Here is a 23033-nt window from a genome sequence, read left to right on the forward strand (position 1 = left end):
GCGAGCAAGTCCTGTGTGGTCAAAATCCTGTCTCCTCCTGCGCCCCGACCGTTACGGTCAGAACTGGTCTTCCGTCAACGCGAGCACGCTCTCGTTGCCCTTCGCGCCGACGATCGACGCTTCGAGCCCGCCTGCCTGCACGAGGACGTGTTCCGCATAGCATTGTGCGATCGCGATCTTCGCATCGAAGAACGCCGTGTCGCTCGCGCGGTTCGCGTGCGCCGCCAGCAGCGCGCGCGCCATCTGCCATCCGCACAGCACGACGCCCGCCAGCTTCAGGTACGGCACGCTGCCCGCGAACACCGCGTTCGGGTCCTGCTTCACGTTCGCGACCACGTAGTCCACCACCGTCGACAGCGCGCGCGCACCCTTCTCCAGCTGCGCCTTCATCGACGCGGCCGCCGCGCCGTCGACCTTGCCGAGCGCCGCGACGGTGTCGCCGATCTCCGCGATCAGCGCCTTCGCCACCGCGCCGCCGTCGCGCATCGTCTTGCGGCCGACCAGGTCGTTCGCCTGGATGGCGGTCGTGCCTTCGTAGATCGCCAGGATCCGCGCGTCGCGGTAGTACTGTGCGGCGCCGGTTTCCTCGATGAAGCCCATCCCGCCGTGCACCTGCACGCCGAGGCTCGCCACGTCGTTCACCATCTCCGTGCTCCAGCCCTTCACGACCGGCACCAGATATTCGTAGATTGCCTGATGACGCGTGCGCGTCGCCTCGTCCGAATGGCGGTGGGCAATGTCGCTGTGCGCGGCCGCGACGTACGCGAGCGCCCGCGCGCCCTCGGTCAGCGCGCGCATCGTGCCGAGCATGCGGCGCACGTCCGGGTGATGGATGATCGTCACCGACTGCTTGGCCGACCCGTCGACCGGGCGGCTCTGCACGCGCTCCTTCGCGAATTCCGCGGCCTTCCGGTAGGCACGGTCGGCCACGCCGATCCCCTGCATCCCGACACCGAAGCGCGCGGCGTTCATCATGATGAACATGTATTCGAGGCCGCGATTCTCCTCGCCGACCAGATAGCCGATGGCGCCGCCGTTGTCGCCGTACTGCAGCACCGCGGTCGGGCTCGCCTTGATCCCGAGCTTGTGCTCGATCGACACGCAGTGCACGTCGTTGCGCGCGCCGAGCGAGCCGTCGTCGTTGACCAGGAACTTCGGCACGATGAACAGCGAAATGCCCTTCACGCCTTCCGGCGCGTTCGGCGTGCGCGCGAGCACCAGGTGGACGATGTTGTCCGCCATGTCGTGTTCGCCCCACGTGATGAAGATCTTCGTGCCGAACACCTTGTACGTGCCGTCGCCCTGCGGCTCGGCGCGCGAGCGCACCAGCGCCAGGTCCGAACCGGCCTGCGGCTCGGTCAGGTTCATCGTGCCGGTCCATTCGCCCGAGATCAGCTTCGGCACGTAGCGCTGCTTCTGTTCGTCGGTGCCGGCCGTCAGCAGCGCCTCGATCGCGCCGTCGGTGAGCAGCGGGCACAGCGCGAACGACAGGTTCGCCGCGTTCAGCATCTCGATGCACGGCGTCGCGATCAGCTTCGGCAGCCCCTGGCCGTCGTATTCGGCCGGATGCTGCAGACCTTGCCAGCCGCCTTCGACGAACTGGCGGAATGCGGCGCCGAAGCCCGGCGTCGCGGTCACGACGCCATCCTTCCAGCTGCTCGGGTTGCGGTCGCCCTCGACGTTCAGCGGCGCCAGCACCTCGTCGCAGAATTTCGCGGATTCGTCGAGCACGGCCTGCGCCGTGTCGTAGCCGGCGTCCTCGAAACCCGGCAACTGCGCAACGGCGTCGATGCCCGCGAGTTCCTTCAGCACGAACAGCATGTCCTTGACAGGGGCGTTATAGCTCATGGTCGATGTTCCAAATCAGGCGGTGAATGAGGCGCGCGGCCCGGGCGGCTGCGGCAAAACCGGCCAGCGCCAGGCGACGTCGTGGCCCATCGTAATGCCGTGCCGGCGGTTTTCCATTGTCATATCCGGCCCACATGGTGACAAAACCGGCCACACGATGCGCGGGGCGATGGCGGAAACGGGCGTCCGGGCGGGGGTTCGGGTGCCGTTTGCAGCACACGCGACGCGCGATCGGCGTGCCGGCAGAGAATCAGGGGTTAACCCTCTATCCGGTCAACATCGCATGCAAGGGATTCATCGGCAACGGCCTCGTCGTTGACGGCCGGGCCGCTGTTCGTATGGACACACGTCACGCATAACCTGACGTAATGCCGCCCGGAAAATAAAGCGCATTGACGCTGTTTCAGGGCTCGCCAATACTCGGCGCACAGCGAAGGCAATCCGGGTACGGAGCGAACCATCGTAACGAGGCGCGATACACGCCCGTCATCGAGGCCCGGCTTTCGCGAACGACTGCGCGCACGCCGAACGTGCGACGCGCCCCAAGGAAGCGATGCCATGAACTCCGTCGACAGCATGTTCGATCCCGCACCCGAAGCATACGACCGACTCTCCGATCCCGGCACCTGGGACAGCACCGGAAGAACCTGGGCGAGCGGCGAACAGCAGATGCTGACGTGCTGCCGCGTCGTCGACGAGACGCATGACGTCAGGAGCTTCGAGTTTCGTGTAGGCGACGGCTCGCCCGTTCGCTTCGAACCCGGCCAGTTCATGACGGTGTCGGCGAACGTCGACGGCCAGCCGGTCGAGCGCTGCTACACGATCTCGTCGCCGCCGACGCGTCCCTATCTGGTGTCCATCACGGTCAAGCGCGTGCCCGGCGGCATCATGTCGAACTGGCTGCACGACAACATGAAGCCCGGCAGCCAGCTACCGGCTTACGGCCCGTCGGGCAGCTTCACGCCGACGGCGGCACCCGCCGCCAGATTGCTGTACCTGTCCGCCGGCTCGGGCGTGACGCCGCTGATGTCGATGACGCGTGCGAGCATCGATCTCGGGCTCGACCTGGATATCGTGTTCGTCCACAGCGCGAGAACGCCCGCCGATATCGTGTTCCGCAAGGAGCTGCAGCGGCTCGAGGCGCTGTCGCCGCGCCTTCGCACGTACTTCGTCTGTGAAGGTGCCGGCGATGAAGCGCACTGGCCGGGACCGATCGGCCGGCTCAGCCTGCCGTTGCTTGCCGAACAGGTGCCCGACTACGCCGAGCGCGAAGCGTTCACCTGCGGCCCGGCGGGCTACATGAATGCCGTGCGCGACGTCCTGCGCAGCGGCGGACACGATCCCGCACGCTATCACCAGGAAAGCTTCGACATCGGCGCCGGCGTCGCGCCGACACTGGCCGCCCCCGCTGCCGAATCGTCGTCGGAAACGTTCACGGTCAGGTTGGCGCACTCGTCGAAGACGTTCACGATGAACGCCGCCGACACCGTGCTGTCGGCAGCGAGGAAGGCCGGTGTCGCGATTCCGTCGTCCTGCAGCCAGGGCATCTGCGGCACGTGCAAGACGAAGGTGCTCGACGGCACGGTCGACATGCGGCACAACGGCGGGATTCGCGACCGGGAAGTGCAGAAGGGTTTCCGGCTGCTCTGCTGCAGCCGCCCGACGTCGGACCTCGTGCTGGAGCTCTAGTCCGGCGGCAGACGACGCGCACGGCACGCTCACGGGCCTTGTTCGCACGTGTCCGGATCGGTGTTCGTCGCGGGTGCTGCAGGCGGGCGACCTGCTCGCGTTCGACACCGACTTGGTCGGGCCGCACGGTTACTGCTCGGACATCTCCCGCACCTGGCTCGTCGGCGACGGCCGTCCGTCGGACGAACAGCGCAAGCTGTACGAATTCGCATACGCACAGGTCCATTTCAATATGAATCTGCTGCGGCCCCGGCAGTCCGAAGGCGGCAGCGTGATGTGCCGTCGATTGCGGCGCGTGCCGCTGGCCGGACGGCAACCGCGGCACGCGCATGGCGGCCAGCACCAAATCGGCCGCCCTTTTTCGCTGTCCGGGTCGGCACGTTTCTCCGTAGACTTCCATCTCATCATGCCAAACGAGCACCGGAGCAAAGACCAGGATGAGTGAACGCCCGAAGCACATCGCGGATTTCATCCGGGTCGCCGGCGACCTGTTTCAGTCGGACAAGCTTCCGCCCGCCGCGCGTGCATTCGCGCCGCAAGTATTCGCGCGGCTGCAGACCCCGTCGGATAACGGCGCGCGGCTCGCGGTGCGCTACCCCGCCTGCGAATGGCTCGATCCGGCGCTCGAGTCGGTCGCACGCGTCGACCCGACGTTCGCCACCGTCGCACGGCTGATCAAGGCGCTCGAACCCGAGATCGGCTGGTCGCGTCGCACGTCGGGCAAGGACGGCAGCCCGAACTACATCGATGGGCACGTAAACGGGATGATCTGCGGGCCCGGCGGCGCCGAAAGCCGCGACGACATTCAGCTCGGCTTCTCGTTGATGATGCCCGGCGTCAGATATCCGGATCATGGTCACGCACCGGAGGAAGCGTACGTGCTCATGACCGCCGGCGAATTCCGGCAGCAAAACGGCGCATGGTTCGATCCCGGGATCGGCGGCGGCATCCACAATCCGCCCGGCGCGCTGCATGCGATGCGGTCCGGCAACGCGCCGTTCCTCGCGATATGGTGTCTGCTGAATTGATCCGACGATCGACGCGGGGTGCCGACGGATTCGCCTGCGACAAGCGGCCGGCCATTGACCTACCGGCCGGTCGGAATCATCAATGGGAGCCGGCCATGGGAACCCGAGCAAGAAGCCGGTTATGGGAAGCCCATGCAGTCCCGCCGCGCGACGGCCGGCTCACGCAGCCGCGCCGCACGGCGGAAGTCGCGCTCCGACCGCATCGTCAACCTCCATTCGGCCGACGCGACGTCGCCCGCGCGTGGATAAAACGCAACATCACGGCAGAAGACGCGTTCGACGATTTTGTGTCCTCGATGGCGCCGTTGTTATCGGGCATACTCTATTCGCGCCCAGCGAACGGTCGTTCCATTTTTAATGCGAACCGTCGCGCGAGCCACTAAACACACACATGATTCTGTTACCTTGACGCACCGGCCCGAGCGCTTCGCGATGGCCATCACCCATCTTTCACACTATGACATTACAGATTGGGGTTCCTCTGGAGACAGCCACCGGCGAACGGCGCGTTGCGACCGTTCCCGAGGTGGTCGAGAAACTGATCAAGCTGGGGTTTTCGGTGGCCGTCCAAAGCGGCGCCGGTGCCGGCGCGAACTTTGACGACGACACGTATCGCGCGGCCGGCGCGAGCATCGCCGCCACGGCGGCCGAGCTCTGGTCCGGCAGCGACATCGTGTTCAAGGTGCGCCCGCCGAGCGCGGACGAAGTCGCGCTGATGCGCGAAGGCGGCACGCTGATCGGCTTCGTGTGGCCCGCGCAGAATCCCGAGCTGATGCAGCAGCTGGCCGCGAAGCGCGCCACCGTGCTGGCGATCGACTCGCTGCCGCGCACGCTGTCGCGCGCGCAGAAGATGGACGCGCTCACGTCGATGGCCGGCATCAGCGGCTATCGCGCGGTGATCGAGGCCGCGCATGCGTTCGGCCGCTTCCTGAACGGCCAGGTCACGGCGGCCGGCAAGATCCCGCCGGCGAAGGTGTTCATCGCCGGCGCAGGGGTGGCCGGTCTGGCCGCGATCGGCACGGCCGCGAGCCTCGGTGCGATCGTGCGCGCGAACGACACGCGTGCGGAAGTGGCCGATCAGGTCAAGTCGCTGGGCGGCGAGTTCGTCAAGGTCGACTACGAAGAGGAAGGCTCGGGCGGCGGCGGCTACGCGAAGGTGATGAGCGAGGGCTTCCAGCAGGCGCAGCGCGCGATGTATGCGCAGCAGGCCAAGGACGCCGACATCATCATCACGACCGCGCTGATCCCCGGCAAGCCGGCGCCGAAGCTCATCACCGCCGAGATGGTGCAGTCGATGAAGCCCGGCAGCGTGATCGTCGACATGGCCGCCGAACAGGGCGGCAACTGCGAACTCACGGTGCCCGGCGAAGCCGTGGTGCGCCACGGCGTGACCATCGTCGGCTATACCGATCTCGCGTCGCGCCTGTCGCGGCAGTCGTCGACGCTCTATGCGACCAACCTGCTGCGCGTGATCGAGGAGCTGTGCAAGGCCAAGGACGGCACGATCAACGTCGACTTCGACGACGACGCGATCCGCGGCCTCACCGTCATCAAGGAAGGCAACGTCACGTGGCCGCCGCCGCCGATCAAGCAGGCGGCCGTCGCGCCCAAGCCTGCAGCGGCCGCACCCGCGGCAGTCGCGGCGCCGGCGAAGTCGAAAGGTCATGGCCACAGCGGCGAGCCGATGTCGGCCAAGGCGCTCGCGATCGTGTTCGCGATCGGCGCGCTGGCGTTCCTGCTGGTCGGCCAGTTCGCGCCGGCGAGCTTCCTGTCGCACTTCACGGTGTTCGTGCTCGCGTGCTTCGTCGGCTACATGGTGATCTGGAACGTCACGCCGTCGCTGCACACGCCGCTGATGAGCGTGACCAACGCGATCTCGTCGATCATCGCGATCGGCGCGCTCGTGCAGGTCGCACCGCCCCTCGGTGAGCTGGCCAACGCCGGCGATCGTCCGTCCGGGCTGATCCTCGGTCTCGCGGTCGGCGCGCTCACGCTCACGGCCGTCAACATGTTCGGCGGCTTCGCGGTCACGCGCCGCATGCTGGCGATGTTCCGCAAATAAGGGGACGACAATAATGACTTCCAACCTGACTACCGTCTCCTATATCGGCGCCGCGATCCTGTTCATCCTGAGCCTCGGCGGCCTCGCGAACCCCGAAACCGCGCGCCGCGGCAACCTGCTCGGCATGATCGGCATGCTGATCGCCGTGCTGGCCACCGTGGCCGGGCCGCGCGTGTCGGCCGCGGGCATTCCGTACGTGATCGCCGCGCTCGTCGTCGGCGGCGCGGTCGGCCTGTACGCGGCGAAGAAGGTGCAGATGACGCAGATGCCGGAACTGGTCGCGCTGATGCACAGCCTGGTCGGTCTCGCGGCCTGCCTCGTCGGCTTCGCGAGCTACATCGACACGTCGCTGCAGTTCACCGGCGCCGAGAAGGCGATCCACGAAGTGGAAATTTATGTCGGCATCCTGATCGGTGCCGTCACCTTCGCGGGCTCGATCATCGCGTTCGGAAAGCTGTCGGGCAAGATCGGCGGCAAGCCGCTGCTGCTGCCGGCACGGCACTGGCTGAACCTGGCCGCGCTGCTGATCGTGGTCTACTACGGCCGCGCGTTCCTGCATGCGGAAAGCATCCAGGACGGCATGCTGCCGCTCGTCGTGATGACCGTGATCTCGCTGCTGTTCGGCGTGCACATGGTGATGGCGATCGGCGGCGCGGACATGCCGGTCGTGGTGTCGATGCTCAACAGCTACTCGGGGTGGGCGGCAGCCGCCACCGGCTTCATGCTCGGCAACGACCTGCTGATCGTGATCGGCGCGCTGGTGGGCTCGTCGGGTGCGATCCTGTCGTACATCATGTGCCGCGCGATGAACCGCAACTTCATCAGCGTGATCGCGGGCGGCTTCGGCAGCGGCGCGGGCGCACCGGCGGCAGCCGGCGGCGGCGCCGCGCTGCCGGCCGGCGAAGCGGTCGCGGTGAGCGCGGCGGAGACGGCCGAACTGCTGCGCGAAGCGAAGCGCGTGATCATCGTGCCCGGCTACGGGATGGCCGTGGCGCAAGCCCAGCACACGGTGTTCGAGCTGACGAAGCTGCTGCGCGAGAAGGGCGTCGACGTGCGTTTCGCGATCCACCCGGTCGCGGGCCGCATGCCGGGGCACATGAACGTGCTGCTGGCCGAAGCGAAGGTGCCGTACGACATCGTGCTGGAGATGGACGAGATCAACGGCGACTTCCCCGAAGCCGACGTGTCGATGGTGATCGGCGCGAACGACATCGTGAACCCGGCCGCGCAGGACGACCCGTCGAGCCCGATCGCCGGCATGCCGGTGCTGGAAGTGTGGAAGGCGAAGACGTCGATCGTGATGAAGCGCAGCATGGCGTCCGGCTATGCGGGCGTCGACAATCCGCTGTTCTACAAGGACAACAACCGCATGTTGTTCGGCGATGCGAAGTCGATGCTCAATGAAATCTTCGGCGCACTGAAAGCCTGAGTACGGCCACGCGCGCGGAGCGGCAGCAAGCCGCTCCAGCGCCGCGTGGCTTCGATACGCCGTCGCGGACGCCGAACCGGACGACGCGCAGCCTCCCCCGCCTGCCCTTTTCCCGTTGCGCCGGTTCAGTCAGCGCTTGTGGACGACGGAGTCGAGCACGAAACTGGTCGTCATGTTCTGCACGCCGTCCAGCGCGCTGATCGTTGCCCAGATGTCGCTGATGCGCTCGTGCGTGGCCGCCTCGATCTGCACCAGCAAATCGACTTCGCCGCTGAGGACCGCGCAATCGCGCACCTCGGCGATCCGCTCGAGCGCGGCGAGCACGTCCGCGCCGCGCATCCGGTCCCGGCGATACACGAGCATCACGGCGCGCACCGGCACGACATCGTCGGGCAATGCGAGCCGCACCGTATAGCCTGCGATGATGTTCAGCGCTTCGAGCCGGTCGATCCGGTTGCGGACCGCCTGCCTGGACAGACCGATCCGGTCGGCCAATACCGCGAGCGGTATCCGCGCATCGGCACACAATGCGTCGATGATCTTCTGGTCCAGGCCGTCGATCTTCATTGGCCGAACCCGGTGTGCGCGGCGCCGCGCGCATCGACCGCGTCGCGCAATGCCGCGATGTGGCCGGGGCCGATGCCGCAACACCCGCCGACGATCCGCGCGCCCAGGCCAAGCCACTGCTCCGCCCATCCTGCATAGCCGGGCGGATCGACGTCGCCGCGCAGGCCGTCGAGTTCCTCGTTCGCGCGCGCATCGGCGCGCTGAGGCGGAAACGCGTTCGCATAGGCGCCGATCGCGAGCGACGTTCCGGTGTTCGCGAGCGTGCGCTGCACCGTCTCGATCGCCGCACCCATCACCTCCGGCTGGCTGCAGTTGAACAGCAGCGCGGTCGCGCGCGCGGACACGGCGGCGTCGATCGCTTCGTCGAGCGTCTGTCCCGATCGCAGTACCGGCGTGGCGCCTGCGTCGACGTCGTCGCGCAGCGTGAACGAGACCCAGAGCGGCTTCGGATTCGCACCGAGCGCACGCCGGACCGCGCCGATCTCGTCGGTCAGGCTCTGCGTCTCGGCCAGCCACAGGTCGACGTAGGGATCGAGCCCGTCGACGAGCGTCGCCAGGATCGCATCCGCGCGCGCCGCGTCGAACAGGTCGGGCCGGTAGGAACCGCCGGTCGGCGGAAGCGATCCCGCGACGCGCACGGGCCGCGCTGCGCGGTCCGCCGCTTGCCGCGCGAGTTGCCCGGCAAGTGCCGCGAGCGCGACACCGTCGCGACGGAACCGCGCTTCGCCGATATGGAACGGCACGACCGCATAGCTGTTCGCGGTGATCACGTCGGCGCCCGCCGCGATGAACGCGTCGTGCGCAAGGCTGACGTAATGCGGCGCTTCCATCAGCGCGAGTGCCGACCATTCCGGCTGCCTGAACGGCGCCCCCATGCGCGCCAGTTCGCGCCCCATGCCGCCGTCGAGTACCGTGATGTCTTGCATAGTCCGTGCTCCGTCGTTGCAATCCGCGCAGCTCGTGCCCGCATCGATTCAAAGGTCGGTGCGACGCGCGTGGGGCGTCGACCGAGCGTGCGCGCGGGTCCGTGTCAGATCTGCTCCAATGCTTGCGCGATATCGCCTTTCAGGTCGTCGATGTGCTCGATGCCGACCGAATAGCGGATGAAATTGAGCGGGATGTCGGCAGCGCGCATCTGCTCCGCCGACATCGTGCCCGCCCACATCGATGCCGTATGGATCGCGAGCGAATCGACGCCGCCGAGATTGCCTGCATTCAGCGGCAGGCGCAGCGCCTCGACGAAGCGCTGCGCTTCGCCGTAGCTTCCCCGCACGCCGAACGCGACCACGCCGCCGAAACCGCGCATCTGCCGGCACGCGAGCCCATGCTGCGGATGGCTGCGCAGGCCCGGATAGAACACGCGCTCGATCTTCGCGTGCGCTTCGAGGAATTCGGCGAGCGCCTGGGCGTTCGCATTGATCCGCTCGACGCGCATCGGCAGCGTGCGCAGCCCGCGCAGCAGCAGCCACGCGTCCATCGGCGACAGCACCGACCCGAGCGTGATGTGCGTATGCCAGATCTGCTCGGCGAGCACGCGGCTCGTGCAGATCACGCCGCCCGTCAGGTCGTGATGGCCGCCCAGATACTTGGTCGCGCTGTGCACGACGATGTCGACACCGAGCCGGTGCGGCTGCTGGTTGATCGGCGACGCGAACGTGTTGTCCGCGAGCGTGAGGATGCCGCGGGCTCTGGCGATCTCGGTCACCGCGGCGATGTCGGTCACGAGCAGCAGCGGATTGACCGGCGACTCGAGCACGATCAGCCGTGTGTTCGGCCGGATCGCGCGATCGAACGCGGCCACGTCGGTCTGGTCGACGAACGTCACCTCGACGCCGAACCGGCGCAGCATGTCGTCGAGCAGCTTCGTGGTGCTCATGTAATGACGCGTCTGGCCGACGACGTGATCGCCGGCCTTCACGACACTGAGGATCGCGGTCGCGATCGCGCCCATGCCGGATGCCGTGACGAGCGCGGTCTCGGTGCCCTCGAGCTCCGCCATGACCGCCTTCACGCGCTCGTGAACCGGATTGCCGTAGCGCGTGTAGTTGCGCGGATGCTGCGGCACGCTCGACATCTCCGCGAATTCCTCGCTGCCGGCTGCCTTGAACACCGCCGAATAGTGGATCGCCGGCGCGACCGACTTCTCGTCGGTCACGTCGCGGTCCGCGGCGAGCGCCAGCGTTTCAAGCTTGTATCCCATGTCGTCCTCGGATCGTTCGTTGTGTCGCGTTCATGCGGCGCCCGTCAGGCACGCACGCTGCCCAGATGGCGATTCAGCAGACCTTCGACGCGCTTGAGCACGGTCGAAAGCACCGCCGTGATACCGACGTAGACGATGCCGGCCAGCATCAGCGCGTCGGTCGTATAGGTTTCGATGGAGATGCGTCGCGCGACACCGGTCAGGTCGAGCACGGTGATCGTGCTGGCAAGCGCGGTCGACTTCAGCTGCAGCACGATCTCGTTGCCGAGCGTCGGTGCGACGATGCCGATCGCGCGCGGCACGATCACGAACCAGGTGAGCATGAAGCGGCTCATCCCGAACGCGAGCGCGGCCTCCTTCTCGCCGGCGGGGACGCCGGCGATCCCGCCGCGGATGTCTTCGGCCATGTAGGCCGCGAGATTGAGCGTCAGCGCGCACAACGCACACGAGAACGATCCGCCGACCAGCAGCCACAGAGGCGATGCACGCACGATCGAGAACTGCGCGAGCCCGTAATACAGCACGAAAATCTGCACCAGCAGCGGCGTGCCGCGAAACACCGACATGAACAGCCGGCTCGGTGTCGACAGCCAGCGGCACGCCGACGTGCGCGCGACCGCCAGCGGCACCGCGAGCGCGAACGCCAGGGTGCATGACAGCACCAGCAGCTCGAGCGTGATCCAGATGCCGCGCGCGACGTCCGGGCCGGACTGCGCGATGAGGGAAACAAAGTCGTTCATCAGATGGCCCTCCTCAGGTGCGTGCTGCGTAACCGCGGCCCGCAATGCGCTCGAGCCACGCGAACACGGGGTTTGATGCGGCGAGAAAGCCGAAATAGACGACTCCGACCGCCACGTAGAAGACGAACGGCTGCTTGGTGAACTGCGCGGCGATGTTGGCCTTGCGCAACATGTCCTCGAGCCCGACGATCGACACCAGCGACGTGTCCTTCAGCAGGTTCTGCCACATGTTGTTCAGGCTCGGCAGGCAGATGCGCCACGCCTGCGGCAGCCGCACGTACCACAGCGTCTGCAGGCGTGTCATCCCGTACGCGCGCGCGGCCTCGATCTGTCCGGCCGGCACCGCGCTGAACGCGCCGCGGAACATCTCCGACGAGTACGCGCCGAACACCACGGCGAGCGCGATCACGCCGGCGGAGAACGGGCTGATGACAACGGCGCCATCGAATTGCGCGTTGAGAAAATGCGACAGCCCGAAGTAGCAGATCAACAGGATCAGGAACTCGGGAATGCCGCGCAGGAAATTGGTCAGCGCATAGGTCGCATGCCTGAGCCACCCGAGGCTCGACAGTTTTGCCGACGCACCGGCGATGCCGAGCAGCATGCCGACGCACAGCGCGGCGACCGCCAGCTCCAGCGTGACGAGCGCGCCAGCCGCGATCTGCGCGCCGTAGTTCACCAGGATATCCATCGTAATGTCGCTCCGTGTAAGACCGGAATCGCGCGGGCCGCCGTCCGGCGCCCGCGCGGTCCCGCTGCGCGGTTATTGCGGCGCGATGCTGAACGGGAAATAGCGCTTGTTGGCCGCGGCGAACGTGCCGTCCGCCTGCACCTGCGCGATGCCCTTGTCGAGCAGCGCCTTCAACGGCACGTCGCCCTTGCGCACCGCGATCGCCGTACCGTCGCCGAAGATCTCCGCATCGGCGATCGGCTTGCCGACGAAGCCGAAGCCTGCCTTCCTGCCGGCCTTCGTCAGCCAGTCGTACGCGACCGTGTTGTCGGCGAATACCGCATCGACGCGCCCGGCCTCGAGATCGAGCCAGGCCTCGTCGAGCGTCTGATAGACCTTCACGTCGATCCCCGACTTGCTCGCCGGCAGGCGGCGGCGCAGATAGGATTCGTGCGTCGAGGCCGTCTGAACGCCGATCGTCTTGCCGCGCAGCGTGGCGGCGTTGTCCGTGATGCCGGAGCCCTGCTTCGCGACGAGCTGCACGGGCGCCGTCGTGACGATGCGCGTGAAGTCCACCGACTGCTCGCGCTCCGGCGTCTTCGACATTTGCGCGAGCACCGCGTCGATCTGCTTCGCCTTGAGTGCCGGAATCAGCGCGTCGAAATCCATCGTCACCCACTGGCACTTGACCTTCATCGTGTCGCACATCTTCTTGCCGATGTCGATCTCCATGCCCTGCAGCTTGCCGGAGGCATCCTTGTATTCGAACGGCGCGTAATCGGCGAGCGTGCCGACCCGCACGACCTGCTCGGCCTGCGCGACCGATCCGAGCAATGCCGCGCCCACGCACAGCGACTGAAGCAGCTTTTTCATGGTTTCCTCTCCGGTTGGCATTGAATCCGCATCAAATGATGCTGGACAGAAACTTCTGGAACCGCGGCGATTTCTGGCTCGCGAACACTTCGTCAGGACTGCCGTCTTCCTCGATTCGTCCCTGATGGACGAACACGACGCGGTTCGCGACTTCGCGCGCGAACCCCATCTCGTGCGTGACGACGAGCATCGTGCGTCCCTCGTCGGCCAGCGAGCGCATCACTTTCAACACTTCGCCGACGAGTTCCGGATCGAGCGCCGACGTCGGCTCGTCGAACAGCATCACGTCGGGGTCGGTCGCGAGCGCACGCGCAATCGCGACGCGCTGCTGCTGGCCGCCCGACAGCTGGTTCGGATAGTGTTCGCACTTGCCGGCGAGCCCGACCCGTTCGAGCATCGCGATCGCCTTGTCGCGGGCGTCGCGCTTCGGCACGCCGAGCACGCGCACCGGCACGAACATCACGTTCTGCAGCACGGTCATGTGCGCCCACAGATTGAACTGCTGGAACACCATCGCGAGCCTGCGGCGCACGCGCATCACCTGCCGCGCGTCGGCCGCGACGAGCGCGCCGTCGCGGCCCGCCTGTTTCAGCGCGAGCGTTTCGCCGTTCACGCAGATCCGGCCACGGTCGGGCATTTCCAGCAGGTTGATGCACCTGAGGAAGGTACTTTTCCCCGACCCGCTGCTGCCGAGGATCGACACGACCTCGTGATTCTTCGCGGTCAACGAGATGCCCTTGAGCACCTCGACACCGCCGAACGACTTGTGAATATCCTCGACCACCAGCGCGTCCGCCGCCGGTTTGCATGCAGGAATTGCTGCTGGCATCCTCGACTCCTTCCTCGATACGTTGCTCATACCGCTGCGGTTCGCGCCGCGCCGGCCCGCGAGGGGCCCGCGCTCGCGCATCAGCCCGACAGCCGCCGGTTGCGCCTGAAGCAGACCACCTTCGGCTGCGTCATGTCCGTCATCGCGAACCGAACGCCTTCGCGGCCCAGCGACCCATGCTTGAATCCGCCGAACGGCATGCCGTCGAAGCGGTAATCGGACGAGTCGTTGATCATCACGCCGCCCGCCTGCAGACGCTCGGCCGCACCGAGCGCCACCTCCAGGCGGTTGGTGAACACGCCTGCATGCAGGCAGCTCTCCGCCGCGTTGGCCGCGTCGAGCGCCTGCTGCAGGTCGGTGAATTTCTCGATCGTCACGACCGGCGCGAATACCTCGTCGGTCCAGACACGCGCGTCGTGCGGCACATCCGCGAGCACCGTCGGTTCATACAGCGCCCCGCGTCGCCGATGGCCGGTCAGCACCGTCGCACCGCCCGACACGGCTTCGTCGACCCAGCGCTCGATGCGGATCGCCTGTTCCTCGCCGATCATCGGCCCCATGTCGGTCGCATCGTCCAGCGGATCGCCGACGACCATCCTGCCGGTCAGTTCAACGAAATACCGCACGAACGGCTCGTACGCGGCCTCGGCGACGAAGATCCGCTGCGTGCCGATGCAGTTCTGTCCCGCCGCCCAGAACGCGCCCGACACGCACGATTCGGCGGCATCCTTCAGGTCGCAGTCGGCCATGACGATCACCGGCGCATTGCCGCCCAGGTCCATCGCGATCTTCTTGAGTCCCGCATCGCGCGTGATGGCCTCGCCGGTCTGCGGGCCTCCGGTAAAGGTCACCATCCGGATCCGCCGGTCGCGCACCAGCGCGGACGCGAGATCCGCGCCGCCGTGCGCGATCTGCAGCGCGGCGCGCGGCGCACCGGCTTCCCACAGGACCTCGACGAGCGCCTGTGCGGACAGCGGCGCGAGCAACGAGGGCTTCAGGATGACCGCATTGCCGGTCGCGAGCGCCGGCCCGAGCTTGTGTGCGACGAGGTTCAGCGGGTCGTTGAAGGGCGTGATCGCGAGAATCACGCCCAGCGGCTCCAGCGTGTAGTAACCGCTGCGATCCTCCGAGCCGGGATACCCGTCGAACGGGATCGTCTCGCCGTTGAGTCGTTTCGCCTCCTCGCCCGACAGGCGCAGCGTGTTTACGCAGCGCGCGACTTCCTTGCGGGCCTGCCGCAGCGGCTTGCCCGCCTCCAGCGCGATCGTGCGTGCGAATGTCTCCGCTTGTGCCTCCACGCGCGAGGCTGCGCGAAACAGGACGTCGGCCCGCTGGCTGCGCGACATGGTTGCGGCCGCGCGCGCGCCGTCGAGCGCGCGCTCGACGAGGAGCGGCGCCGCATCGGCTCGCGACAGACGAACCTGGCCGACGATCGAGCCGTCATACGGCGACCGCACATCGGCCACGCCGGCTCCCGTGCAGTCGCTCATCACCGCATCGCGCGCGCTCATGCCGCCACCTCGTGCGAGGCCGCGCCAATCCGGTCCGCCAGTTCGATCAGGTCGGAGAGGATCGCGAACGCCGTTTCCTCGCGCCCGGCACCCGGCCCGCTGATCGTCACGCCACCGAGCACGTCGGTGTCGAACGTGATCGCGTTCGTCACGCCGCTCGCGGCCAGCAGCGGATGGCCGGCCGGCAGCTTGCGCGGCTCGACGCTCGCGGTAACGGTGCCGGCCGGATGGCGGGTGGCGGATCCGATCAACCGCCAGGACATGCGCTCCGCCACCGCCGCGCGCACGTCGTGCTCGGTCAATTCCACGATGCCGCGGCATGTCACGTCGGCGCGCTCGAGGCCGGCATTCCACAGTGCGTTCGCCAGAATGACGACCTTCAGCTGTACGTCCGAACCGTTGACGTCGGCCGCCGGGTTCGCCTCCGCATAGCCGCGCTGCTGCGCATCGCGGATCGCCGCATCGAAGCTCGCGCCGGCCTCGACCTCGCCGAGCACGTAGTTCGACGTGCCGTTCAGGATGCCGGCGAAGCCGCGGATGTCGCAGCCGCGCAGCGAGGTCGCGAGCTGCCGCAGCACCGGCGTGCCGCTCATCACCGTGCCCTCGTACATCACACACGCACCCGATTGCGCGGCGATCCGCGCCAGTGCCGGCTGCGCGAGCGCGATCGGCCCCTTGTTGGTCGTGATCACGTGCTTGCCGCATTCGAGCGCGGTACGGCAATGCGACAGCGCGGGCTCACCGGTGGTCGGATCGGTGAAGGTCGCCTCGATGACGACGTCCACGTGTTCCGACGCGATGGCCTTCAGCACCGCGCCGAGGCCGACGTCCGGCGACACCAGCGTGCCGGGATCGCGACGCAGCGCTTCGGCATCGACGCCCCGCCGGGCGGTTTCGTCGAGCACGTCCAGCGCGATACCGCGAGGATTCGTCGCGATCCCGAGCCGCAGGTCGGCGACCATCGTCACCGATACGTCGAGTCCCGCCGCACCCAGCATCGCGCGCTTCTTCTTGAGCAGTTCGACCAGTCCCTGATTGACTCCGCCGAAACCGACCAGTGCCAGTTTGAGTTCCATCTCGATCATCTCCTGTTCATTGACCACACGACACAGGTTAGTTATGCGAATCGATTTTCAAATTATGCGTTTCGCCCGATTCAAGCCACCACCCGTTGCGATTCGTCATGCGGGACGGACGGATCGCCCGTCCCGCGCGAAACCAGTCCGTCAGGCGGCCGGCGGTTCGTCGTCGCCGTCCTTGTCGACCGGCACGAACAGCCCGACCTTGACCGCGCTCAGCACGACATTCGTGTTGATCCGGCGGATCATCGGATTGCTCTGCATGATCCGCGCGGACAGCCGGTCGTACGCCTCAACGTCGCGTGCGGTGATAATCGCGATCAGGTCGGCGGAGCCGGTCACGTAGTAGATCTGCTGGATCTCGTCATGCGCCTTCGACCACTCGCGGAACCTCGCGACCGTCTCGTAGTTTTCGCGTTCGATCTCGATTGCCGCGATGAACGTCATCGGCCGGCCGACCGCCGCACGATCGACCACCGCGATTTCCGCCGAAATGATCTTTTCGGTGCGCATGCGCTTCAGCCGCTTTTGCACGGCCGACGTGGACAGGCCGATCCGTTCGGCAATGGCGTCCGCGGTCGCGCTGCAATCGCGCTGGACGATATTCAGGATCTTGCGGTCGAAGGAGTCGAGTGCGTCGGTCATCGCGTGGTCTGCCGGAGAACGGGGGCTTGCGTCAAAGATAGAAAGGGCGGGCCGACCTGAGCCCGACCAGATGCCGGACACGGTCGAACGCGGTGACGAGCGTTTCGCGCCACTGCGCCGCCGGCCCGCAGATACATACGGGCGCGAAATGGATCGTATCCACACCCGCGGGAATTCGGAACGGACGCTCGATGCCATCGTCCGATTCGGTCACGAGTGCGGTGCCGTCGACTTCGGTCAGGCTCATCAGCAGATGGGCGGGTGCAGTCGCACCCAGCAGGTCGCGCAGAGGCGACTCGCTCGCGGACAACTGTTCGAGCAGCGGCAACTCGTACGCGCCGGGCCACCAGGTGTCGTGCTCGTCGAGCCACGGGCCGACGCCCGGCATGCCGACCATCTCGAGGATCCGGTTCGCACCGAGATGCGCATACGCGCGACACCGGCCGGCTCCGTCGGTCGACGAGCGCGCCAGCCAGCCGCCGGCGCTCGGGACAGGGTCCGTCAACGCGACGTTCGCGGGCTTCAGTCGGCCGAGCGTTTCAGCCGTGCCTGCGGCGGATCGGTGCCCTCCACAGGACCTCGGTGCTTGATCCGGCACGATCCTGCACACCCACTTGGGACCACCCTGCAAGGCGGCGGGGACGTCGCCGGCCCGGACTTGAGCGGTTCGCCTGCGGGCGTGTTCGACGATGACGATTGGCGTGTCCGGCATACGACTCTCTTGTGCTTGCTGGGCCGCGTCGCAGCGATGCTGGCGCGCTTCATGGATCGGCCGACGGTGTTGGGGCTGGAGAAATCATATCGCCTCGATGCGACTGAAAAAATCTCAACCGCGCCGAACCTCGACGCAAAACGTCGAAAAACACGCCTTACCGGACGTTTCGCATCCAATCGAGCGCCGGCCAGTCCGCCGGCCATCACGACCGCCGAACCCGCAAGTCAATGCGATGCACCGAACAGTTGAATCACGACGCCGCGCAGCCAGCGGTTGCCGGCCTCATGGTGATATCGCGCATGCCAATGCTGCCGTACCGCAAACCCGTCGACCGGGATCGGACACGCATGAACCGCCAGATCGCTCGCCTGAGCCAGTGTCTGGCCGATATGACGCGGTAGCGTCGTGATCAGGTCGGTCGTCTGGACGATCGCCCCCAAACCCAGGAACCCCGGCAACTCCAGCACGACGTCCCGCTCGATGCGCGCCTGCCGCAGCGCCTGTTCGAGGAGTTGCGCCCCGGTTCCCGCGGTGATGGCGACATGTCCTTCGGAACGATACTGCTTTGCCCCGAGGCGGCCGCGAATCCGCGGATGATGCCGGTTGGCCAGGCATACCCAGTCCTGGTCGTACAGCTTCTGCTGATAAATGCCGCCACCCAGCCACGGCACATAGCCGATCGCGAGATCGGCTTCGCCGGATTCGAGTGCGCGTTCGGTATTGCCGTCGATCCGCGCGGCTTCCAGCCGGACGCCGGGCGCCTGTGCCCGGACATGGGCCAGCAGCCTCGGAAGCAGCGTGATGTGGCTCGCGTCGGTCATGCAGATGCGAAAGCGTCGCTGGGCCGTCGCCGGATCGAACGCGATCTCCCATGCGGTGAAGCGCCGCAGCGATTCGAGAATTTCCCGGCATGGCCCGATCAGCGCGTCGGCTTGCGGAGTGGGCGCCATGCCGCCGGGTGTCCGGATGAAGAGCGGATCGTGCAGGTGTTCCCTCAAGTGCCCGAGCCAGATGCTGACGGTCGGCTGGCTCTGGCCCAGTTGCTCGGCGACGCGCGTGACGCTGCGCACGTCGTACAGGAGATCGAAAAGCTGAAGCAGCTTCAGGTCGGGCAGGTCGGCAGGCATCGTGGCGTTATTGTCCAGGGCAATGACGACATTGTATCCATTGCATTGTCGGCATGAGCGGCGACTCCTATCGTGATGCCATACGTCAGCTTTGCATGGGACCAGAGTAAGGCGCCAAAGCGCCAACTCTGGTCGACAAAGGAGAAGCCATTGAAAATAGCAATTCTGGGCGCCGGCGCACTCGGCTGCGCGATCGGCGCCACCCTCACCCAAGGCGGCCACGAGACCTGGCTGATCGACCGCTCGCCGGCACACGTCGATGCGATGCGCCGTGACGGCCTGCGCGTCGACGACGCGGGCGGCACCCGCCACATGCGCGTTCACGCGACGACCCAGGCTGCCGATGTCGGCGTGGCCGACCTGGTGGTGGTGCTGGTCAAGTCGTTCCACACCGACGCGGCCATCCGCGGCGCCCAATCGCTGGTGGGGCCGGATACCACCGTGCTGTCGCTGCAGAACGGCCTCGGACACGAGGACATCCTGATCGACGCCGTCGGCCGCGAGCGCGTCCTCGCGGGCAAGACCTACGTCGGTGGCGTGCTGCGCGGCGCGGGCCACATCGAATCCGGCGTGATCGGCAAATACACCTATATCGGCGAACTCGACGGCCGCATCACGCCGCGCGTGCAGGCGATCGCCGCCGCGTTCGATGCCGCCGGCCTCGCCACGACGATCAGCGACAACATCGTCGGCACGATGTGGGACAAGCTGCTGGTGAACGTCGCGACGGGTGCGCTGACCGGCCTGACCGGCCTCACCTACGGGCAGCTTTACGACGAACCGCTGCTGAAGGCGACGTCGCTCGCGGCCGTGGCCGAGGCGATCGCGGCGGCGCAGGCGGCCGGCGTCAAGCTGTCGATGACCGATCCCGAGCAGGCCTGGACGCTCGCCGCCGAGGGGCTGCCCGCGTCCTTCAAGACGTCGATGCTGCAAAGCCTGGAGAAGGGCTCGATCACCGAAATCGATTTCATCAACGGTTCGGTCGTGCGCTGGGGGCAGCGCTACGGCGTGCCGACCCCGGTCAATGCAACGCTCGTCGCCTGCATCAAGGGGCTGGAACGCGCGATGGCCGACCGCCAACGGCTGGAGGCCACCGCATGAATGCCACGAAAGCCTATCTCGAACACGTTGCGATCTGGGTCAAGGACATCCGCTGGCACATCCGCTTCTTCGAGGACGTGCTCGGCATGACCCTGCGCGAAGTGGACGGCACGCTCGACGCGCCGCGGCAGTACTGGACGCTCGGCGGCCTGCAGTTCATCCACGCGCCGGAACACGATGGCCCGGAAGGCCGGCTCGCGCATCTCGGCGTGATGTGCGAAGACCTGGAGGCCGCGCTGGCCGCGGCGCAACGCTTCGGCGTGACGGAGATGCCGCAAGGGCGCAACTGGCTTCGCCTGCCCGACGGGCTCGCCGTCGAGCTGATCCAGGCCAGGCCGGCTTCCTGCGTCGCGCAGGCGCTGGCGATCAACCCGCGCGCGGAGGCATGACCATGACGATCGTCGAAAAATACTGGGACGACGCCCGCGAGGGCGACACGTGCACGAGCCCGAGCTACACCGTGACCAAGGAGCGCATTCTCGCGTACGCCGACCTCACCGGCGACCATACGCCCGTCCACGTGGACGAGGAATACGCGAACGCGAGCCATTTCGGCTGCCTCGTCGCGCACGGGCTGTTCGGCCTGTCCATCGCCGACGGCCTGAAGACGCAGAGCGACTATCGCTTTCTGCCGGGCATGTCGCTCGGCTGGAGCTGGGATTTCCTGCTGCCGATCAAGGTCGGCGACGTGCTGCACGTGACGTTCCGCGTCGGCTCGATGCGGGCGAGCAAGAGTCGCCCGGACTGGGGCATCGTCGTGCTGCCGTCGGAGCTGATCAATCAGGACGGTCAGGTCGTTCAACGCGGCGAGCATCGCCTGATGGTGCCGCGCCGCCCGGAGGCACTGTGATGCAGGCTCGCCCACTCGAAGGCATTCGCGTCGTCGACTACAGCCACTTCCTTGCCGGGCCGTACGTCGGGCGCTGTCTCGCGGCGCTCGGCGCCGAAGTCATCAAGGTCGAGCGCCCCGGCTCGGGCGATGCGGGACGCCAGCACGCGACCGTGCTCGACGACCAGCAAAGCGGCTACTTCCTGCAGCTCAACATGGGCAAGCGCGGCGTGAGCGTCAACATGAAGGACGCGCGCGGCAAGGCGTTCATGCAGCGGCTGTGCGACTCGGCCGACGTGTTCATCGAGAACTATCGGCCGGGCGCGCTGGACAAGCTCGGGCTCGGCTATGCCGAACTGTCCGCGCGCAATCCGGGCCTCGTCTACTGTTCGATTTCGGCGTACGGGCATACCGGTCCCGACGCGCATCGCGCGGGCTTCGGGCTGATCGCGGAAGCCAAGAGCGGCATCATGCAGATGGTCGGCACGCCCGGCGAGCGGCCGCCGCTGCTGCGCATCTCGCTCGGCGACATGTATACCGGCATTCATGCGGTCGCGGCCATCAACGCCGCGCTGCTGGGGCGCGTGAAGAGCGGCCGCGGGCAACACATCGACATGGCGCTGTACGACACGCTGGTATCGATGCACGAATACGCGGTGCAGTGCTACACGCTGCAGGGCGTGCTGCCCGAGCAGACCGGGCACGACATGCCGACCTCGACGCTCTACGGCGTATTCCGCGCCGCGGACGGCGATCTCGTGATCGCCGCGCAGGTCGACGACGCGTGGAAACGCTTCGCCGAGCTGATCGCGACGCACGGCGGCCCGGCGGAGTTCGGCGCCGACACGCGGTTTCACGACAGCACCGGGCGCAACGCGCACCGCGCGGAGATTCTGTCGGTGGTCGAGCCGTGGGTGGCCGCGCGTTCCGTCGCGTCGGTACTGGAACTGCTCGACGGCATCGACGTTCCGTGCGCGAAGGTGCAGCGCATCGACGAGGTATTGAACGATCCGCAGATCCAGGCGCGAGGCATGGTCGTCGAGCAACAGCATCCGCGCTACGGGACGCTGCGCCTGCCCAACCTGCCGTTCCGGTTTTCCGATTGCGATACGACGATACGCGACGTCGCGCCCGATCTCGGGCAGCACAACGCGGAAGTCGCGCGCGCCCTCGGGTTCGATCCGGCCGAAATCGACGCGATGCAGGCCGACGGCGTCCTCTATTCAAAAGCGAGCCAATGATGACCGACCAGTACGCGGTGATCGGCAATCCGATCGGGCACACGAAATCCCCATTGATCCACGGCCTCTTCGCGCAGGAAACGCGGCAGGACCTCAGCTATACGGCGATCGAGGGGCCCGTCGAGCCGGCAGGCGCTTTCGCTGCCACGGTCCGTGCGTTTTTCGACGGCGGCGGCAAGGGCATCAACGTCACCGCGCCGTTCAAGCTCGACGCGTTCGCGATGTCGGACGAACGCAGCGAGCGGGCGCAGCTCGCGGGCGCGGCCAACGCGCTCAAGTTCGACGGCGGCCGCATCCTGGCCGACAACTTCGACGGCATCGGCCTGGTTCGCGATATCGAGGCGAACCTCAGGCTGCCGATGGCCGGCAAGCGTGTCCTGGTGCTCGGTGCGGGCGGCGCGGCACGCGGCGCGCTGTTGCCGTTCCTCGAAGCCGGACCGGCTGAACTGGTCATCGCGAATCGCGACGTCGACAAGGCGCGCGCATTGGTCGCGCAGGTTGCCGGACGCGGTCCGCTCGTTGCCGGCGGCTACGCGGACCTCGCACGGATGGGGCGTTTCGACCTGGTCGTCAACGCGACGTCGGCGAGCCTGACCGGCGACCTGCCGCCGGTCCCGCCGAGCGTGTTCAGTCCGGCCGGCACGGCCTACGAACTTGCCTACGGCAAGCGTCTGACGCCGTTTCTCCGGCTCGCGAAAAACGCCGGCGTACACGGCATTGCGGACGGCGTCGGCATGCTGGTCGAACAGGCGGCCGAAGCGTTCGCGTGGTGGCGCGGCGTACGCCCCGAGACCAGCTCGGTGATCGATCGGCTGGCCGTGCCCTTTGATTGAACACGCGATGGAGATTC

Annotated in this window: 23 protein-coding genes and 1 pseudogene; 11 read left to right on the forward strand and 13 right to left on the reverse strand. The window is 67.0% G+C overall.

The window, feature by feature from the left end; all coding sequences use genetic code 11:
• Positions 1-57 precede the first annotated feature (57 nt).
• Positions 58-1848, reverse strand: a complete 1791-nt coding sequence (locus tag U5A56_RS29335) for an acyl-CoA dehydrogenase (protein ID WP_321925907.1) — start codon at positions 1846-1848, stop codon at positions 58-60.
• A 558-nt stretch (positions 1849-2406) separates the two neighbouring features.
• On the opposite strand from U5A56_RS29335, the gene U5A56_RS29340 reads away from it, so the two are divergent.
• The 5 genes and pseudogenes from U5A56_RS29340 to pntB all read left to right on the forward strand — a co-directional run bounded on the left by U5A56_RS29340 (position 2407) and on the right by pntB (position 8056).
• Positions 2407-3537 (forward strand): hybrid-cluster NAD(P)-dependent oxidoreductase, encoded by a 1131-nt coding sequence (locus U5A56_RS29340; protein WP_321925909.1) that lies wholly within the window; start codon positions 2407-2409, stop codon positions 3535-3537.
• A 10-nt stretch (positions 3538-3547) separates the two neighbouring features.
• Positions 3548-3982, forward strand: a pseudogene (locus U5A56_RS29345) (M24 family metallopeptidase); the annotation flags it as partial.
• Positions 3975-4565, forward strand: coding sequence for a dimethylsulfoniopropionate lyase (locus U5A56_RS29350; protein WP_321925911.1), 591 nt, complete (start codon positions 3975-3977; stop codon positions 4563-4565). The pseudogene U5A56_RS29345 and the gene U5A56_RS29350, both read left to right, overlap by 8 nt.
• Positions 4566-5022: 457 nt before the next feature.
• A complete protein-coding gene (locus U5A56_RS29355; protein WP_321804162.1) occupies positions 5023-6627 on the forward strand; it encodes a Re/Si-specific NAD(P)(+) transhydrogenase subunit alpha in 1605 nt (534 codons plus the stop codon).
• A 13-nt stretch (positions 6628-6640) separates the two neighbouring features.
• Entirely contained in the window at positions 6641-8056 is a 1416-nt protein-coding gene (gene pntB, locus U5A56_RS29360) for a Re/Si-specific NAD(P)(+) transhydrogenase subunit beta (RefSeq protein WP_321925913.1), read from the forward strand.
• Positions 8057-8185: 129 nt separating this feature from the next.
• Here pntB and U5A56_RS29365 read toward each other — a convergent pair whose 3' ends face one another.
• The 11 genes from U5A56_RS29365 to U5A56_RS29415 form a co-directional block, all read right to left on the reverse strand.
• Complete coding sequence (locus U5A56_RS29365; protein WP_044848460.1) at positions 8186-8623, reverse strand: Lrp/AsnC family transcriptional regulator; 438 nt, start codon at positions 8621-8623, stop codon at positions 8186-8188.
• The gene (locus tag U5A56_RS29370; protein ID WP_321925915.1) at positions 8620-9549 is read right to left on the reverse strand and encodes a homocysteine S-methyltransferase family protein; all 930 of its coding nucleotides are present in this window, start codon (positions 9547-9549) and stop codon (positions 8620-8622) included. The genes U5A56_RS29365 and U5A56_RS29370 overlap by 4 nt, the downstream gene beginning before the upstream one ends.
• Before the next feature lie 104 nt (positions 9550-9653).
• The gene (locus tag U5A56_RS29375) at positions 9654-10823 is read right to left on the reverse strand and encodes an aminotransferase class I/II-fold pyridoxal phosphate-dependent enzyme (RefSeq protein ID WP_321925916.1); all 1170 of its coding nucleotides are present in this window, start codon (positions 10821-10823) and stop codon (positions 9654-9656) included.
• 44 nt (positions 10824-10867) lie between these two features.
• Positions 10868-11563, reverse strand: a complete 696-nt coding sequence (locus U5A56_RS29380) for an ABC transporter permease subunit (protein WP_321925918.1) — start codon at positions 11561-11563, stop codon at positions 10868-10870.
• 13 nt (positions 11564-11576) lie between these two features.
• Positions 11577-12254, reverse strand: a complete 678-nt coding sequence (locus U5A56_RS29385; RefSeq protein WP_124572153.1) for an ABC transporter permease — start codon at positions 12252-12254, stop codon at positions 11577-11579.
• A 72-nt stretch (positions 12255-12326) separates the two neighbouring features.
• On the reverse strand, positions 12327-13106 hold the full coding sequence (locus U5A56_RS29390) for a transporter substrate-binding domain-containing protein (RefSeq protein ID WP_321925919.1): 780 nt from the start codon (positions 13104-13106) through the stop codon (positions 12327-12329).
• A 31-nt stretch (positions 13107-13137) separates the two neighbouring features.
• Positions 13138-13935, reverse strand: a complete 798-nt coding sequence (locus U5A56_RS29395; RefSeq protein ID WP_044848454.1) for an ABC transporter ATP-binding protein — start codon at positions 13933-13935, stop codon at positions 13138-13140.
• Positions 13936-14015: 80 nt separating this feature from the next.
• Positions 14016-15446 carry an aldehyde dehydrogenase family protein gene (locus U5A56_RS29400; RefSeq protein ID WP_321925921.1) on the reverse strand — a complete coding sequence of 477 codons (1431 nt, stop codon included), beginning with the start codon at positions 15444-15446 and terminating at the stop codon, positions 14016-14018.
• Positions 15443-16522: a homoserine dehydrogenase gene (locus tag U5A56_RS29405; protein ID WP_321925923.1), complete on the reverse strand. Its 1080-nt coding sequence runs from the start codon at positions 16520-16522 to the stop codon at positions 15443-15445. The genes U5A56_RS29400 and U5A56_RS29405 overlap by 4 nt, the downstream gene beginning before the upstream one ends.
• 150 nt (positions 16523-16672) lie before the next feature.
• On the reverse strand, positions 16673-17251 hold the full coding sequence (locus U5A56_RS29410) for an Lrp/AsnC family transcriptional regulator (protein ID WP_235879217.1): 579 nt from the start codon (positions 17249-17251) through the stop codon (positions 16673-16675).
• Positions 17202-17675 carry a hypothetical protein gene (locus U5A56_RS29415; RefSeq protein ID WP_321925925.1) on the reverse strand — a complete coding sequence of 158 codons (474 nt, stop codon included), beginning with the start codon at positions 17673-17675 and terminating at the stop codon, positions 17202-17204. The genes U5A56_RS29410 and U5A56_RS29415 overlap by 50 nt, the downstream gene beginning before the upstream one ends.
• A gap of 81 nt (positions 17676-17756) precedes the next feature.
• Here U5A56_RS29415 and U5A56_RS29420 point away from each other — a divergent pair, with 81 nt between their 5' ends.
• On the forward strand, positions 17757-18134 hold the full coding sequence (locus U5A56_RS29420; protein ID WP_321925926.1) for a hypothetical protein: 378 nt from the start codon (positions 17757-17759) through the stop codon (positions 18132-18134).
• Here U5A56_RS29420 and U5A56_RS29425 read toward each other — a convergent pair.
• A complete protein-coding gene (locus U5A56_RS29425) occupies positions 18110-19030 on the reverse strand; it encodes a LysR family transcriptional regulator (RefSeq protein ID WP_044848491.1) in 921 nt (306 codons plus the stop codon). The two genes, U5A56_RS29420 and U5A56_RS29425, sit on opposite strands and share 25 nt — an antisense overlap.
• 132 nt (positions 19031-19162) lie before the next feature.
• On the opposite strand from U5A56_RS29425, the gene U5A56_RS29430 reads away from it, so the two are divergent.
• Genes U5A56_RS29430 through aroE form a run of 5 tightly spaced genes read left to right on the forward strand, consistent with a single transcriptional unit; the run spans position 19163 to position 23016 of the window.
• Complete coding sequence (locus tag U5A56_RS29430; protein WP_321925928.1) at positions 19163-20113, forward strand: 2-dehydropantoate 2-reductase; 951 nt, start codon at positions 19163-19165, stop codon at positions 20111-20113.
• On the forward strand, positions 20110-20502 hold the full coding sequence (locus U5A56_RS29435) for a VOC family protein (protein WP_044848449.1): 393 nt from the start codon (positions 20110-20112) through the stop codon (positions 20500-20502). Before U5A56_RS29430 ends, U5A56_RS29435 begins: the two co-directional genes overlap by 4 nt.
• 2 nt (positions 20503-20504) lie before the next feature.
• Positions 20505-20963: a MaoC family dehydratase gene (locus U5A56_RS29440; protein WP_044848448.1), complete on the forward strand. Its 459-nt coding sequence runs from the start codon at positions 20505-20507 to the stop codon at positions 20961-20963.
• On the forward strand, positions 20963-22183 hold the full coding sequence (locus U5A56_RS29445) for a CaiB/BaiF CoA transferase family protein (protein WP_044848447.1): 1221 nt from the start codon (positions 20963-20965) through the stop codon (positions 22181-22183). The genes U5A56_RS29440 and U5A56_RS29445 overlap by 1 nt, the downstream gene beginning before the upstream one ends.
• The gene (aroE, locus tag U5A56_RS29450; RefSeq protein ID WP_124523946.1) at positions 22183-23016 is read left to right on the forward strand and encodes a shikimate dehydrogenase; all 834 of its coding nucleotides are present in this window, start codon (positions 22183-22185) and stop codon (positions 23014-23016) included. The genes U5A56_RS29445 and aroE overlap by 1 nt, the downstream gene beginning before the upstream one ends.
• Positions 23017-23033: the final 17 nt, after the last annotated feature.

It is taken from the genome of Burkholderia sp. BCC1998 (assembly GCF_905339875.1).
GTDB lineage: Bacteria > Pseudomonadota > Gammaproteobacteria > Burkholderiales > Burkholderiaceae > Burkholderia.

Bases quoted from the DNA above. Each gene is read 5' to 3' on its own strand.
- U5A56_RS29445 (WP_044848447.1), top strand. From the start codon at position 20,963: ATGCAGGCTCGCCCACTCGAAGGCATTCGCGTCGTCGACTACAGCCAC.
- U5A56_RS29365 (WP_044848460.1), bottom strand. From the start codon at position 8,623: ATGAAGATCGACGGCCTGGACCAGAAGATCATCGACGCATTGTGTGCC.
- U5A56_RS29335 (WP_321925907.1), bottom strand. From the start codon at position 1,848: ATGAGCTATAACGCCCCTGTCAAGGACATGCTGTTCGTGCTGAAGGAA.
- U5A56_RS29350 (WP_321925911.1), top strand. From the start codon at position 3,975: ATGAGTGAACGCCCGAAGCACATCGCGGATTTCATCCGGGTCGCCGGC.
- U5A56_RS29355 (WP_321804162.1), top strand. From the start codon at position 5,023: ATGACATTACAGATTGGGGTTCCTCTGGAGACAGCCACCGGCGAACGG.
- U5A56_RS29400 (WP_321925921.1), bottom strand. From the start codon at position 15,446: ATGAGCGCGCGCGATGCGGTGATGAGCGACTGCACGGGAGCCGGCGTG.
- U5A56_RS29395 (WP_044848454.1), bottom strand. From the start codon at position 13,935: ATGCCAGCAGCAATTCCTGCATGCAAACCGGCGGCGGACGCGCTGGTG.
- U5A56_RS29440 (WP_044848448.1), top strand. From the start codon at position 20,505: ATGACGATCGTCGAAAAATACTGGGACGACGCCCGCGAGGGCGACACG.
- U5A56_RS29405 (WP_321925923.1), bottom strand. From the start codon at position 16,522: ATGGAACTCAAACTGGCACTGGTCGGTTTCGGCGGAGTCAATCAGGGA.
- U5A56_RS29435 (WP_044848449.1), top strand. From the start codon at position 20,110: ATGAATGCCACGAAAGCCTATCTCGAACACGTTGCGATCTGGGTCAAG.
- U5A56_RS29375 (WP_321925916.1), bottom strand. From the start codon at position 10,823: ATGGGATACAAGCTTGAAACGCTGGCGCTCGCCGCGGACCGCGACGTG.
- pntB (WP_321925913.1), top strand. From the start codon at position 6,641: ATGACTTCCAACCTGACTACCGTCTCCTATATCGGCGCCGCGATCCTG.
- aroE (WP_124523946.1), top strand. From the start codon at position 22,183: ATGACCGACCAGTACGCGGTGATCGGCAATCCGATCGGGCACACGAAA.
- U5A56_RS29340 (WP_321925909.1), top strand. From the start codon at position 2,407: ATGAACTCCGTCGACAGCATGTTCGATCCCGCACCCGAAGCATACGAC.
- U5A56_RS29370 (WP_321925915.1), bottom strand. From the start codon at position 9,549: ATGCAAGACATCACGGTACTCGACGGCGGCATGGGGCGCGAACTGGCG.
- U5A56_RS29385 (WP_124572153.1), bottom strand. From the start codon at position 12,254: ATGGATATCCTGGTGAACTACGGCGCGCAGATCGCGGCTGGCGCGCTC.
- U5A56_RS29390 (WP_321925919.1), bottom strand. From the start codon at position 13,106: ATGAAAAAGCTGCTTCAGTCGCTGTGCGTGGGCGCGGCATTGCTCGGA.
- U5A56_RS29380 (WP_321925918.1), bottom strand. From the start codon at position 11,563: ATGAACGACTTTGTTTCCCTCATCGCGCAGTCCGGCCCGGACGTCGCG.